The 13303-nt window shown below is 39.8% G+C and carries 9 protein-coding genes and 1 riboswitch; of the genes, 5 read left to right on the top strand and 4 right to left on the bottom strand.

The window, feature by feature from the left end; all coding sequences use genetic code 11:
* Nucleotides 1-2 precede the first annotated feature (2 nt).
* On the top strand, nucleotides 3-869 hold the full coding sequence (locus tag I6J02_RS05590; protein ID WP_201680809.1) for a cupin-like domain-containing protein: 867 nt from the start codon (nucleotides 3-5) through the stop codon (nucleotides 867-869).
* A gap of 78 nt (nucleotides 870-947) precedes the next feature.
* Here I6J02_RS05590 and I6J02_RS05585 read toward each other — a convergent pair whose 3' ends face one another.
* Together I6J02_RS05585 and I6J02_RS05580 are read right to left on the bottom strand one after the other, a co-directional pair.
* Nucleotides 948-3887: a PD-(D/E)XK nuclease family protein gene (locus I6J02_RS05585; RefSeq protein ID WP_201680808.1), complete on the bottom strand. Its 2940-nt coding sequence runs from the start codon at nucleotides 3885-3887 to the stop codon at nucleotides 948-950.
* Nucleotides 3888-3896: 9 nt separating this feature from the next.
* The gene (locus I6J02_RS05580) at nucleotides 3897-7136 is read right to left on the bottom strand and encodes a UvrD-helicase domain-containing protein (RefSeq protein ID WP_236582312.1); all 3240 of its coding nucleotides are present in this window, start codon (nucleotides 7134-7136) and stop codon (nucleotides 3897-3899) included.
* 224 nt (nucleotides 7137-7360) lie between these two features.
* Between I6J02_RS05580 and I6J02_RS05575 the strand changes: the two genes are divergently transcribed.
* The 4 genes from I6J02_RS05575 to I6J02_RS05560 all read left to right on the top strand — a co-directional run bounded on the left by I6J02_RS05575 (nucleotide 7361) and on the right by I6J02_RS05560 (nucleotide 10697).
* On the top strand, nucleotides 7361-7900 hold the full coding sequence (locus tag I6J02_RS05575) for a 30S ribosomal protein S16 (protein ID WP_002999808.1): 540 nt from the start codon (nucleotides 7361-7363) through the stop codon (nucleotides 7898-7900).
* Nucleotides 7901-8014: 114 nt separating this feature from the next.
* Nucleotides 8015-8539 carry a ribosome maturation factor RimM gene (gene rimM / locus I6J02_RS05570; RefSeq protein WP_201680806.1) on the top strand — a complete coding sequence of 175 codons (525 nt, stop codon included), beginning with the start codon at nucleotides 8015-8017 and terminating at the stop codon, nucleotides 8537-8539.
* Between the two features lie 197 nt (nucleotides 8540-8736).
* Entirely contained in the window at nucleotides 8737-9459 is a 723-nt protein-coding gene (locus I6J02_RS05565) for a hypothetical protein (RefSeq protein ID WP_236582311.1), read from the top strand.
* A 67-nt stretch (nucleotides 9460-9526) separates the two neighbouring features.
* Nucleotides 9527-9632: riboswitch (SAM riboswitch) on the top strand.
* 108 nt (nucleotides 9633-9740) lie between these two features.
* A complete protein-coding gene (locus tag I6J02_RS05560) occupies nucleotides 9741-10697 on the top strand; it encodes a methylenetetrahydrofolate reductase (RefSeq protein ID WP_201680804.1) in 957 nt (318 codons plus the stop codon).
* 77 nt (nucleotides 10698-10774) lie between these two features.
* On the opposite strand, the gene I6J02_RS05555 is transcribed toward I6J02_RS05560, so the two are convergent.
* Both I6J02_RS05555 and I6J02_RS05550 read right to left on the bottom strand, forming a co-directional pair.
* A complete protein-coding gene (locus I6J02_RS05555) occupies nucleotides 10775-11362 on the bottom strand; it encodes an outer membrane beta-barrel protein (protein WP_236582310.1) in 588 nt (195 codons plus the stop codon).
* A 197-nt stretch (nucleotides 11363-11559) separates the two neighbouring features.
* A complete protein-coding gene (locus I6J02_RS05550) occupies nucleotides 11560-13230 on the bottom strand; it encodes a glutamine--tRNA ligase/YqeY domain fusion protein (protein ID WP_201680802.1) in 1671 nt (556 codons plus the stop codon).
* Nucleotides 13231-13303 lie beyond the last annotated feature (73 nt).

Here is a 13303-nt window from a genome sequence, read left to right as displayed (position 1 = left end):
TTGTGAAATTAAAACCAGTCAATAGTATCTCAGGAATAGCTCCAAGTGATTTTATCAGAGATTACTTGAAAAAGGGTCAACCTGTCATTATAAAGGACTTCATAAGTCCTGAAAGTACATGTTGGAAGAAATGGAGCTATGACTATTTCAAGGAAATAGCCGGAGACGAAATGATTTCTGTATATGGAAAGGAAGAAGAGTCCAGGGATCGTGCGGCGAGCGCACCGGTAGGTAAAATGACCTTTGGTGATTATTTAAACCTGATTACAAAAGAGCCTACAGAATTACGTTTATTTCTGTTTGATTTGTTAAAACTCAGACCGGAACTGAAAAAAGATGTCATCTATAATGACGTAACCGGAGGCAAAGTATTACAGTGGCTGCCGTATATGTTCTTCGGAGGAGAGGGATCATCTACACGTAATCACTTTGATATAGATATGTCGCATGTCTTTATATCCCAGTTTCAGGGTGTGAAGAAAATATGGTTGTTTCCGAATAGCCAGTCCGATCTGATGTATAAGTTGCCTTACAATTTTCATAGTATTGCTAATCCGAAGTTCAGCAGTCTGGAAGAGTATCCGGCGCTTAGGTTATTAAACGGTTATGAAGCTGAAATCCATCCCGGAGATACACTATATATGCCGGCAGGTTGGTGGCATTATATTCAGTATGCTACGGAAGGTTATTCTATCTCAGTAAGAGCATTGCCTTCTTCATTTAGTGAGAAGCTTAAGGGTGCCCGAAATCTGTTTATTACGCGTTATTTTGATGATACAATGCGTAAAATATTTAAAGACAAGTGGTTTGATTACAAAATCCAGACAGCTAAAGTCCGGGCAAACCGCGCAATGAAAAAATATAAATAAGAAGCATTTGCATGCTTCTTATAGTAAAAGGCTTGATCATGTTATGTATATGATCAAGCTTTTCACTTTATACCCACTTTATGTCGTCATTAACGACTTATATGGGGAGAATATGTAATTTTCGCTGTGCTGACTTACTCTGAATGGCACCTGCGGATCAAACAATTCCTGAAGTTTATTAGCCAGCAAATTAGCGAAACGTTCTTTTTCTTCCGCCAGAAAATCTCCGGAGAGATCCTGATCTGCCTTTTTTATCTTATTTTTATCATCTGTAAATTCTACTTTCGTCTGAAATAGCGTTCCTCCATTCTTCATTTTCCTTACTACATAGAGATTCGGTTCTACATTTCGGATGTTTTTCGCTTTTTCAAATACATACGTGTAGAATAATGTCTGTACCAGAGCCTTATTCAACTTTTTGCCATCTGTGTTGAATGCCTCTTCCAGACTTTTATAATCCAGTTCGTCACTTCCGGTTTTATAATCTACTATACGGGTTACTCCGTCCTGTCCGATATCCACACGGTCGATAATTCCTTTCATGTGAATGACCTGTTGTCGCCCATTGATATCGTTAAATTCAAAAGGAACTATCATCTCCTCTTCCATCTGAAGAATAGTAAAAGGTGCAGAACGCTCATCATGATCCAGGATAATATGAATATACTCTTTTACAATAGCCATGATGACCCTTTGTATACCTGTAAAGTTTACCTTTTTGTTATGTTCGGGATAGAATTCTTTAATAAAATTTAGCTCAATCAGTTTAGTGAGTTCTTTTCGCTTTTGCGCTATACGTTCAGGACTGATAAAATTATTCTCGGCCTTCAGCTGATTATAAAAATCTTCCATTGTTCCATGTAATATGGTTCCGAGATTATTAGCTTCTACGACTTCATTGACTTCTTCAGGTTCACTGATTTCTGCAACATACTTGTAAAAGAAGTCAATAGGATTAGCAATATATGTAGTGAGTGCAGACGCAGATAATGTTCGTTTGCCGGATAAGTATAACCCTAATTTATCCATTATTGCTGCTGTCTTGGGAATCACCAATTCCTGCTGATCTTCTACTTTGATTTGTAAATGTTGATCCTGATAACGGAATTCAAAATTGCTTTCAAACTCTAACTGTTTCAAAAACCTGCTGGGCTCTCCTGTATTACTTTCGTCTGTCAGGCTGTTGTATACAAAACTTAATTTTTTCGCACGTTGTACCAGTCTGTAAAAGATATAGGCCGATATCGCATCCTGATTTTCGAGCACTGGCAAGCCGTAGGCACGCCTTAAGCTATCGGGTATAAAACTGTTTCCGACACTGTTTTGCGGGATTATACCATCATTAAGACCTAAGATTACCACATGATCAAAATTAAGATTACGTGTTTCCAGAAGTCCCATTACCTGCAGGCCGCTCAGGGGGTCGCCACTTAGCGGAACAGATATAGCTTCCAATGCTTTCCGGATCAATGCTGCTGCAAATTTGGGTGCAAATTTGTTTCCGGAGGTTTGTATGTGCTGGGCCAGCGTGTCGTGCATTCTGTTTAACTCCTGAATCGTTTTGACAAACAACTCTGCATCCAGCTGTCGTAAATTTTGCTGTTCCAAATGACGTTTGGCAAGATATTCCAGCAGAGATTTTAACTCTCTGGTCAGACTTAATGCATCTGGGACTTTTTGGAAAAAGAATTGGAATATGCCTTTTTGCTGAACTAACCGTTCTAGCGGAATGACCACCAATTGCTCTTTTACAAAGGCAGCCAGTACCTGGGTGCGTTTTTTCTCATCGACAGCAATAAGCGGATGTGTCAAAAACTTCTCTACAGTTCTGTATGGAACGTTCAGTTCTTCAGCAGAGCGGGTGTTCATCATATCAACCTGATGAGATAACCACAAATCTGCCAGTCCGAATAAGGAGGAAGAGGTATACCCCAGTCCCATGGTTACATTCAGATTGACCTGTATGCTTTGTTCATCAGAAGGGATAGTCTGCAGTGTCGGTAGTAATAAGCTTTCATCAGCCAGTACAATCACTGTCTGGCCATAAGAAGGATCTTGTTTTAATTGCTCGTAATCTTCAGCTAGAACCTGGTTGAGAATTTTAGCCTGTGTTGTCTGTCCCTGTACTTTATATACAGTTGTCGGTGTAGTCAGCTCAGTGATCAAACTCCGTTGATTGTTCAGCTCATTTTTTAAGCCGTACAGATCGATATTCTTCCTCAAAAATAAACCTGCTTCATGGAGCGGATCATTTAGATAGTAGCTGTCAGTATCAAAATAGAAGAGTGTTTTTCCCTGATCCTGCCATCTTTTGAAAACAATAGCTTCCGTCTGGCTTAGGGCATTGAACCCGACTAAAATGACTTTGCCCTGGTTAAAATTGTTGACAAACTGTGAGTTAGAGCATGTTTGATGAGCCAGTTGTCTGTAGATCTGCCCCATAGTGGTCAGACCTTTCGCTTTAAGTGCATCATGAAATAAGCGATATAAAAGAGGCATTCTGCGCCACATGCGAATGAAATTCTCTTGCTGTCTTTTGTGTTTACCTTCTGTATAAGAAGTCCAGAATCTGGAAAGAAACTGATGCTGCTCTTCGGTCAGGAAGTCAAATTGTTGATTAATAACCGCAATATCCTCCAGCTCCTTAAACAAACGGTCAGCCTCCACATTGTCCATATCAATCTGGCCAAAATCACTAAGAATTGTTTTGGCAACAGGAAAGAACTTGTCCATCTCGATCTGTTTCCCGGATTCTTTTATTAACAATTCATTATACAGATTGAAAAGAGTAAAGAATTGGGTGTAGAAATCGGCAACGTTCAGATGGGTAGATTGTGCAAAGAATTCCTGTATAGTGAATACGGAAGGACTCCAGAAGGGCCTTTGGTATATTTCTGATAAATATTGATTGAGATAGGTTGCAGGTCTTTTGTTATTAAAAATAATGACACAGTCCTGAAGGCGATCTCCAAATTTGGCTACTAAATCTTCTGCAACTTCTTTTAAAAATGGTTTCATACTGCGCAATTAAATAACAGGTTTAAGTGTATTAGTGGTAGCATAGAATAAATATCCTTCCACATCTTTATAGCCCATCTGACTTAAAAGATCCATATAGATACGAACCTGATCCAAATGTTCCGAATGCTCCTGAAATGTAAATTTATAATCGATGACGGCTACAAAATTGTCCTGAATCAGTATTTTGTCCGGACGATAGACATGTCCGTCCGCACTGACAATAGATCTTTCCGAAAAATGCTGCTCTGCTTTAGTCAATAACTCATTTAACTGTTCGTGTTGTAATACTCGTGTTGCTTCTTGCAGAAACAGGAGCTTTTCCTCTTCCATAATTGTTCCTTCTAACAGGAGACTATCCAGATAGGATGGGAGCTCGGCTAAAGATTTTATATCGGCAAGTATGGTATGAAGTATACTTCCCTGTCTTCCTGCCTGTCCAATATGAAGAACGTGAGCAGCATTTTTTTCCTCCCGGGGAATATATATATCAGATAATCTGTCGGAAGTAGGATAGGTATGCATGCCTATCGTTTGAGGAGCATCTTGTTTTCGATCTGTCTGAACCGGTTTTTCAATATTATACACGTCTTCAGATTCAAAATTCTCTGCTAAAACAAGTTGAAAAAGATCGCCTGTATTGCTTATCTTTTTCAAATCTTTCTTTTCCTTGATCCCTATATACAGATAATCTTTTGCCCGTGTGGTCGCCACATAGATCATGTTAAGCGCATCGATGTGGCTGTACAAGTTCTCTTCAAAGTAATAGTTTGCCACACTGGATTTCGCTAATTCATCCTTGTATTTCAAAGGTATACTTTTCAGGGCCTCATAGGGCGTATTAACTGCAGGGACCCAGAATATTCCATTTGTCTTTCCGCCCAGATCCAGGTTACAGAATGGAATAAATACGGCGCGGAAAGCCAGACCTTTGGATTTATGAATGGTCATGACCTGTACTGCATTAGCAGCATCAGGAGAAGGCAGTGTTTTTCGTACGCCGTCTTCTTCCCACCAGTTCAGAAAACTTAATATCCCTTTTTCTCCTTGTTTTGTTGCATTTGCGGTAATATCCCGGAATGAAAGGAGGTAGGCGAGATATTCCTGTTTCTGGTCCAGACCATATGCATGGATGATACGTTCCACCAGTTCCGGCAGAGGCAGTTGCATCCAGTTATTGGCTTCTTCGCATAAGGCAGGAGGGAGTATTCCTGAAAGTTGTGATAAGCTCTTTCCTTTGATCGTCAGGAATATATCAGGATCAATGGCAATGTCCCGGATCTTATGATAAAGAGAAATACAATTGGCCTTATACAAAGATGTATTTTCATCATATCCTACCAGAATATACAGGGTGTTGATGATCAGCTTTATAGCTGAGCTGTTTGCAATCATCAGCGCATCTCCGGACACAACAGGAATACCTGCAGCCATCAGTTCGTTTACAACGGACTCTGCCTCTCCATTGGTCCTCACCAGTACACACATCTCACTGTAGATATAATGGAAATCCTGCTGTATACGCCGGATTTCTTCAATGGTATCCTGCAGTGCGTATTCTCTAAATACGGAATCGCTGAATATTCGCTCCTCTTCTTCCTGTTTACTGAATTTGCTGATCTTGATAATTCCCCCTTCCGGAGTTCTTGGAGTTGTATTCTGCCGGGCATTTTCAAAAATAGAATTGATAATATCGTGATAGCCTTTGGCAACCCACCAGTCCAGAAGTTCTGTCTTTTCGGTTTCTGCTACTAATAAATTGAGTTTATCCTGCAGTAGACTGGGAAAGGAAGCGTATAAAAAGTTATTAAATTCAATAATAGCCGAACTGCTTCTGTGGTTATCTTCCAGATTGTCATCCACAATATGATGGCTACCCAAATCTGCTTTGGCTCCGCTTTCTAATATGCTCCAGTCGCCATTACGCCAGCGATATATAGACTGTTTTGTATCGCCTACGATAAGATGGTCAATAAATTCTTCGCTGGGCGCGGAGATTGCATTCTGCACTAAGGATCTGAAGCTTTTCCATTGGGAAACGGAAGTATCCTGAAACTCATCAAACAGAAAATTTCGATACCGGTTGCCTATTTTTTCCCATATAAAAGAAGGATTATCTCCTGCATCTTCAGTGATTCCGGTTAATAAATGCTGTGCATCGCTGATTAACAGATTTCCGCTCTCCTCACGGTATGCCCGCAGTAAGAGAGCAAGTTCCTGCATAAGACGGAGGTAATACACATTGTTCTGGAATTGAGTGGCCAGAATATAAGATGCTTCTTCATTCTGAAAATAAGTACACAGGTCTTTTAATAACGGATTGATGGAATAGAAAGGGCTGGTATCGGTATTCTTCTGAAACCACTCTTCCGGTGCGTCAATCAGTTTGTGCAGGGAGAAAATCTGGCCAAAGTCTTTCTCTGTGATCTTGGTCAGTTTCAACAGAGGATTACGCGATTTACCCTTGAGATCGTCTGTTGAGAGATTGCTGTCCCGGAATGCCTGTAACACAGACTGCGCTTTTGATACCAAAGATTCTTCTACAGACCTGATGTGCTGTTTGGTCAATTGTACATATTTCGAAAATTCCTTTTCTATATTCGAATAACCAACTTCATTAAGTCCCGTCTCAAAATCAGCAAAACGTTCTTTAAATATTTCGCGGGTAAGGCTCAGGAGTTCTCCTTTATAATTCCAGCTTTTATCATTATCGATACGTTCTTTTGCGAGATCGACAATCCATTCTACCAGCTCCGGTTTATCATCTAATTCCAGATCCAGTCTGTCGACCAACTGATCCTGTACTTTGTCGAGATTCATTTCAAGGCTATATGCGGCATCAAGCCCTAGTTCAAAAGCAAATCCCCGAATTACCTTTTGTACGAAGCCATCAATAGTGCTGACGGAAAAATGGCTGTAGTCATGCAGGATGCGACGGTATATTTTCTGTGCCCGTTCCTGTAATTCGATATTGGAATACTGCGGATAGGCTTTTAAAAGGAGTTGTCTGTAGTTGTCTGTTCCGGGAGATGGATCATTGTTTGCCAGTCCTTTTAATACATCCAGAATCCTGGTTTTCATCTCCTCCGTGGCTTTGTTTGTAAAAGTCACAGCTAATATTTCCCGATATTTATATTCGTGATGAAATAACAGCGTCAGATAATGCACTGCAAGGCTAAATGTTTTACCTGATCCTGCTGAAGCTTTAAGTATTTTTAGAGGTAAGATCCCTGACATAAATGAATACATATGTTTTACAAAGGATGAAGTTACATATTATTTGGCAAGAGCTCTTCTCCTAATCAAAAAGTTAGCCCGCAATTCGTTTATGAAGATTCTATAGGCTGAAGACAGATGAATTTAATCCCTTGATTAGATAAGAGTTGACAATCCGGAATAATCTTTTTATCTTTGCGTCCCCTCTTACATACAGTACGGGGGATATGTTGAATACATAAAAACAAAATTAAAACATGGCAACTAAAATCAGATTGCAAAGACATGGTAAAAAAGGAAAACCTTTTTACCACGTAGTAGTAGCAGATTCACGTGCACCACGTGATGGTAAATTTATCGAACGTCTTGGTTCTTACAACCCTAACACAAATCCTGCAACTATCGTTTTGGATTTCGAAAAAGCGTTAGATTGGATGAACAAAGGTGCTCAGCCTACTGATACTGCTCGCGCTATCCTTTCTTACAAAGGTGTATTGTACAAAAAACACTTAGAAGGTGGTGTGAAAAAAGGTGCTTTCGATGCAGCAAAAGCTGAAGAACTATTCGCAGAATGGTCTAAAGAAAAAACTGCTAAAATCGATGGTAAAAAAGATAGCCTGACTTCTTCTAAAGAAGAAGCTAAGAAAGCTGCATTAGCTGCTGAAGCTAAGAAAAAAGCTGACAAAGCAGCTGCTATCGCTGCAAAAAACACTCCTGCAGTAGAAGAATCTGCTGAAGAAGTAGAAGCACCAGAAGCTACTGAAGGCGCTGAAAACACTGAAGAAACTGAAGGATAATCACATATCACGAAGTAAAAAATTAAGCCGCCCCGAAAACCGGGACGGCTTTTTTGTAAAAGATGGAATCTGATAGTCCGTCTGAATCTTTATTTTTATATTTTACGTTACATCATGACCATAGATCAGAGTTTTTATATTGGATACATCAGCAAGACAAGAGGACTGAAGGGAGAACTGCAGCTGTTTTTTGAATTTGAAGATTATCAGGATCTGGATATTGATGTACTTTTTGTGGAGATCAATAAGAAGCTTGTACCTTACTTTGTAGAAAATATCAAGTTACAATCCAATAGTACGGCCTACCTCAATCTCGAAGATGTAGATCATATTGATAAAGCACAGCCATTGGTACACAAGAAAATGTACCTTCCTAATGATAAGATGCCGGAGCGTGATCCTGATGATTTCAGACTGACTGATCTCAAAGGCTTTCTGGTTATTGATGAAGTACATGGTGAATTGGGGGAAATCATAGAAGTTCAGGAGTTGCCTCAGCAATTTATCGCAAGGGTTGATTTTAAGGGAAAGGAGCTGATGTTTCCGTTGAATGATGATCTGATACTGGGTATTGATCCTGAAGAAGAGATTATTGAAGTAGACCTGCCGGAAGGTTTGGTAGAATTATATAGCGAATAACAAAAAGCTGCTCTTTTCTGAGTAGCTTTTTCTATTTATATTCGGAAACCAAAACTGAATTGTTGCAATCCTGTATTATGAAATATATTCTTTTATTCCTCTTGCCTTTCTTCATCGGATCGTGTACCGAAACAATCCAGCTTCAACCGGGGAATTATCAAATGACATGCGGATATAAAGAGTCTGTTTATAAGGCTATGAAAAAGACAGACAGGGGAAGTGTAGGCTGTAACGTTACCTGTGAACATGAGATTTATCACCGTTCTTTTCTAGCATTGAATAAGGATAATACTTTCGTACTGGCCATCGAGGATGTCCTAATGCACGGGAATTATGAATTGGTAAAGAATGAAGTTAAGTTGAAGGACAAGGATGGTTCTGAATTAATTTTGGAGATCAAGGAACAGCGACCGGATTGTATTCAGCTTTTGGGTGTTTTTGATGAGGTCAGCAGCCGTGCAATATCAGCAAATGAACGTCTGTATTTTAATTTTACTTTAGATAGTACCAAGTCTGTTGAGACGGATAGTAAATTTACATACGAAGTCAATACATGGAGAATTGCTCCGCTGGACAGCGAATCGGATGCCGAAATCAAGACAAGATTATTGAATAATCTGGATTACGTCTGTGCATATGTTCAGCATGTACTCCATTCAGGGGTCTATCACGGATACAAAATGGACGGAATTCCTACTCCGCTGCGATATCTTGAAAATGGTATCGTACTCCGGGAATGGGATGATGTACCGCAGAGCTGGAAAGATATCTTTTATGATGAGACCGACGCATACCGAGCGTATGAGATGTTGTACGAAACATTTAAGAATACAGATGCCATCCGATATAAAAGATCGGGTCTTCTGGTTGTTTTCTATTACCTGAAAGATCTCCGGCATGCCCTCAGTGACAAACAATAAATAGAGATAAGTGACAGGTTTTACTTTTTTAATTTTGACTTTTCACTTTGAATATCGATATTAGTTACGCTTATAGTGAAAGGCAGAGGGACTAGACCCGATGAAGCCTTGGCAACCTGTCTTGGAGACAAGGTGCTACATTCTACCCCAACTAAAAAAGGGAAAGATAAGCGGAAACACCGAATACCTGGTGTCTTTCTCTACGAGCCTTCATACATTATTTTATTATTGAAATTAAAAAGTGTCAACATGAATGAACATGTTGAAGTTTGGCCGGCTAAATGAAAATTATTGACCATATTCAAAACGCTAAAGGTAAAACCTTGTTTTCCTTTGAGTTATTGCCTCCAGCGAAAGGACAGAGCATACAGAGTATATATAAAACCATGGACGAAATGATGGAGTTCAAACCTCCGTTTATAGATGTTACGTATCATCGCGAAGATTACCTGTATAAAGAACATGCAAACGGACTTTTGGAAAGAATATCCTATCGTAAACGTCCGGGAACAGTAGCAATCTGCGCTGCAATAATGAACAAATATAAGGTAGATGCTGTTCCTCACCTTATTTGTGGTGGATTTACGAAAGAGGAAACTGAAAATGCATTGATTGATCTCAACTTCCTGGGCATTGATAATGTGCTGGTGCTAAGAGGAGATGCACGCAGAGGAGATGCAGACTTTATCCCGACAGAAGGAGGACATTCTTTCGCGACAGATCTGCTGCAACAGGTGTCAAATATGAATCAAGGCAGATATCTGCATGAGGATGTCGAAACTTCAGAAAAAACCAACTTCTGTATAGGTGTTGCCGGATATCCGGAGAAGCACTTTGAAAGCCCTAACTTTAATACGGATTTCAAATTTCTAAAGAAGAAGATAGAAATGGGAGCAGAGTTTATTGTAACTCAGATGTTTTTTAATGTTCAGAAATATAAAGACTTTGTAACCAAATGCCGGGAGCATGATATTAATGTACCTATTATTCCGGGATTGAAGCCAATTACTTCCAAAAAGCAATTGGTGACATTGCCTCGTGTCTTTCACCTGGATATTCCGGAAGAGCTTAGTGAGGCCATTGCTGATTGTCATAGTAATGCCGATGTAAGACAGGTAGGACATGAATGGCTGGTACAGCAGTGTAAGGAACTGATAGATTTTGGCGCTCCGGTGCTTCACTTCTATACCATGAGTAATCCGGGACCCACCAAAAAAATTGTGGAACAGTTGTTCTAAATTCGTTTTAAATCAACAAATCACAAGACCTGCATATTACCTATACAGGCCTTGCTTGTTAAATAGGGTGCTGGGGGTTAAAAGATATATTTGAGTCCGAATTTGACTCCGTTTTGAAATCCGGAATTTACACCGATATTAAAATCATTTGCTGTTTCTCCATCCTTAGGTTTCACTGCAGACCAGCCAACCAGTCCGAAAGATGCTTCTATTGAAAAATGACTGCTCAGGAAATAATCTATTCCCGGAGATAGCTGTACACCATATCCGGTGAATTTGCTGTCAGCTTTTACCCCATTTGCATCAATGGTATTTTTGCCAAAAGTCAAAGGAACTGCTGCCTGACCAAAAATCAAAAAGTTGTCCGTGATGCTCCAATATTTCCGGGCCAATGGCTGTACGATAAATGCTTCTTCTTTGCCGATAACATCAGGAACCGTTTTATCTTTCTGACCTAAATATCCTACGCCAATACCAACTGCGGTCGTTGGGGCAACGAATGTACCCACAACAGGAAGGACACTGTAATGCTGAATATTTCCGTCCGATTGAGTAGAATAACCTGCCTCACCCATGATAAACCATTTTCCTTTGAATCCCTGAGCCTGAACAGCTGCTGTACCGATAAGTAACATTGCAATAATTGAGAATAATAACTTTTTCATAGCATATAATATTTGTTTAACTACTTCAAATCTAAGTAGCATAGGAGCTTAAAAATATGATCGGAATCAGGAATTAAAATAAGTGCAGAGACAATTTTATATTTCAGAACAGGGAAGAAAAATAATGAAGACAGGTAGCATGAAAAAGTCCTGTTCTTCTTTCGCAGAACAGGACTTTTTTAATGGTGGAGATATGCTTATCCTTTTTTGACTTCTTTTGCCCAGGAGTCTTTAAGGGTGACAGTACGGTTAAATACCAGGTGATCCTTAGCGGAACGGGTATCTAATGTATAATATCCCAGTCGGATAAACTGATAGCCTCTGCCTAATTCTGCATTGGCCATATCAGGCTCTAAATAAGCTTTAGGAATAATTTTAAGACTGTCTGCATTGATGGTAGATTTGAAGTCTTCTTCTGCAGCAGGATTTTCTACGTTAAACAGACGGTCATAGAGTCTTACCTCAGCTTCTTGTGCATGTGGCACAGATACCCAATGAATCGTTCCTTTTACTTTAAGGCCACTTGTATCTTCTCCGGATTTTGAATTTGGAATATAGTTACAGTGAATTTCTGTGATATTACCATTTTCATCCTTCACAAAATCATGGCATTCTACGATATAAGCATGTTTAAGACGTACAGATAAACCAGGCCCTAAACGGAAGAATTTCTTTGGAGCATTCTCCATAAAGTCTTCACGTTCTATCCATACTTCCTTGCTGAACGGAATTTTACGTGAGCCTTCCCCGCCTTCTACTTCCGGATTATTTTCTCCTTCCAGTTCTTCTACCTGTCCATCCGGATAGTTGGTAATGATCATTTTGACAGGATCTAACACTGCCATTCTGCGCCATGCTGTCTTATTCAGATCTTCACGGATACAGAATTCCAGCAGACTTACATCGATAATATTTTCGCGTTTAGCAATACCAATACGCTCACAGAAGTCTACGATACTGGCAGGTGTATAGCCGCGACGACGCAAACCGCTGATCGTAGGCATACGCGGATCGTCCCATCCTTCAACATGTTTTTCATTTACCAGTTGCAGCAATTTACGCTTACTCATAACCGTATAATTCAGGTTCAGTCGCGCAAATTCATACTGTTTTGAAGGGTAAATCTCCAATTTATCTATGCACCAGTCATACAGCGGACGGTGAGGAATAAATTCCAGTGTACACAAGGAGTGAGTGATCTTTTCAATCGCATCACTTTGTCCGTGTGCAAAGTCATACATCGGATAGATAGGCCATGTATTGCCTGTACGGTGATGATCAGCAAATTTGATCCGATACAAAAGCGGATCACGCAGATGCATATTCGGATTAGCAAGATCAATCTTTGCACGTAAAACTTTTTCACCTTCTTTATATTTTCCGGCTCTCATCTCTTCAAAAAGTGTGATGTTTTCCTCTACCGTACGATCCCGGTAAGGTGTAGGTATTCCGGGCTCAGTAGGTGTGCCTTTTGCTGCAGCTATTTCTTCAGCAGTGCTGTCATCTACGTAAGCTAATCCTTTTCTGATGAGTTCGAGTGCGAAATCATAAAGTTGCTGGAAGTAATCGGATGTATATAATTCCTGGTTCCATTGAAAACCAAGCCATTGAATGTCTTTTTTAATGCTTTCTACATACTCTGTGTCCTCAGTCACAGGGTTAGTATCGTCAAAGCGAAGGTTTGTTTTTCCATTATACTTCTTTGCTAATCCGAAATTCAGACAGATGGATTTAGCATGTCCGATATGAAGGTAACCATTCGGCTCAGGAGGGAATCGGGTCAACACACGACCATCGTGCTTGCCTGTCCGAAGATCCTCCTCAACGATCTCTTCAATAAAATTTAATGATTTTACTTCATTTTCCATGTTACAAAGTTAGCTATTAAGCATGATATTTTTATATGCTAATCACCGTACATAAGACGCGTATTTCAAAGGT

This window comes from Sphingobacterium spiritivorum, from assembly GCF_016725325.1.
Taxonomy (GTDB): Bacteria; Bacteroidota; Bacteroidia; order Sphingobacteriales; family Sphingobacteriaceae; genus Sphingobacterium.
Note: the sequence above shows the minus strand (reverse complement) of the source record. Positions and strands in the feature narration are given on the sequence as shown.

Bases quoted from the DNA above. Each gene is read 5' to 3' on its own strand.
- I6J02_RS05585 (WP_201680808.1), bottom strand. From the start codon at position 3,887: ATGAAACCATTTTTAAAAGAAGTTGCAGAAGATTTAGTAGCCAAATTT.
- I6J02_RS05580 (WP_236582312.1), bottom strand. From the start codon at position 7,136: ATGTATTCATTTATGTCAGGGATCTTACCTCTAAAAATACTTAAAGCT.
- I6J02_RS05575 (WP_002999808.1), top strand. From the start codon at position 7,361: ATGGCAACTAAAATCAGATTGCAAAGACATGGTAAAAAAGGAAAACCT.
- rimM (WP_201680806.1), top strand. From the start codon at position 8,015: ATGACCATAGATCAGAGTTTTTATATTGGATACATCAGCAAGACAAGA.
- I6J02_RS05565 (WP_236582311.1), top strand. From the start codon at position 8,737: ATGAAAAAGACAGACAGGGGAAGTGTAGGCTGTAACGTTACCTGTGAA.
- I6J02_RS05560 (WP_201680804.1), top strand. From the start codon at position 9,741: ATGAAAATTATTGACCATATTCAAAACGCTAAAGGTAAAACCTTGTTT.
- I6J02_RS05555 (WP_236582310.1), bottom strand. From the start codon at position 11,362: ATGAAAAAGTTATTATTCTCAATTATTGCAATGTTACTTATCGGTACA.
- I6J02_RS05550 (WP_201680802.1), bottom strand. From the start codon at position 13,230: ATGGAAAATGAAGTAAAATCATTAAATTTTATTGAAGAGATCGTTGAG.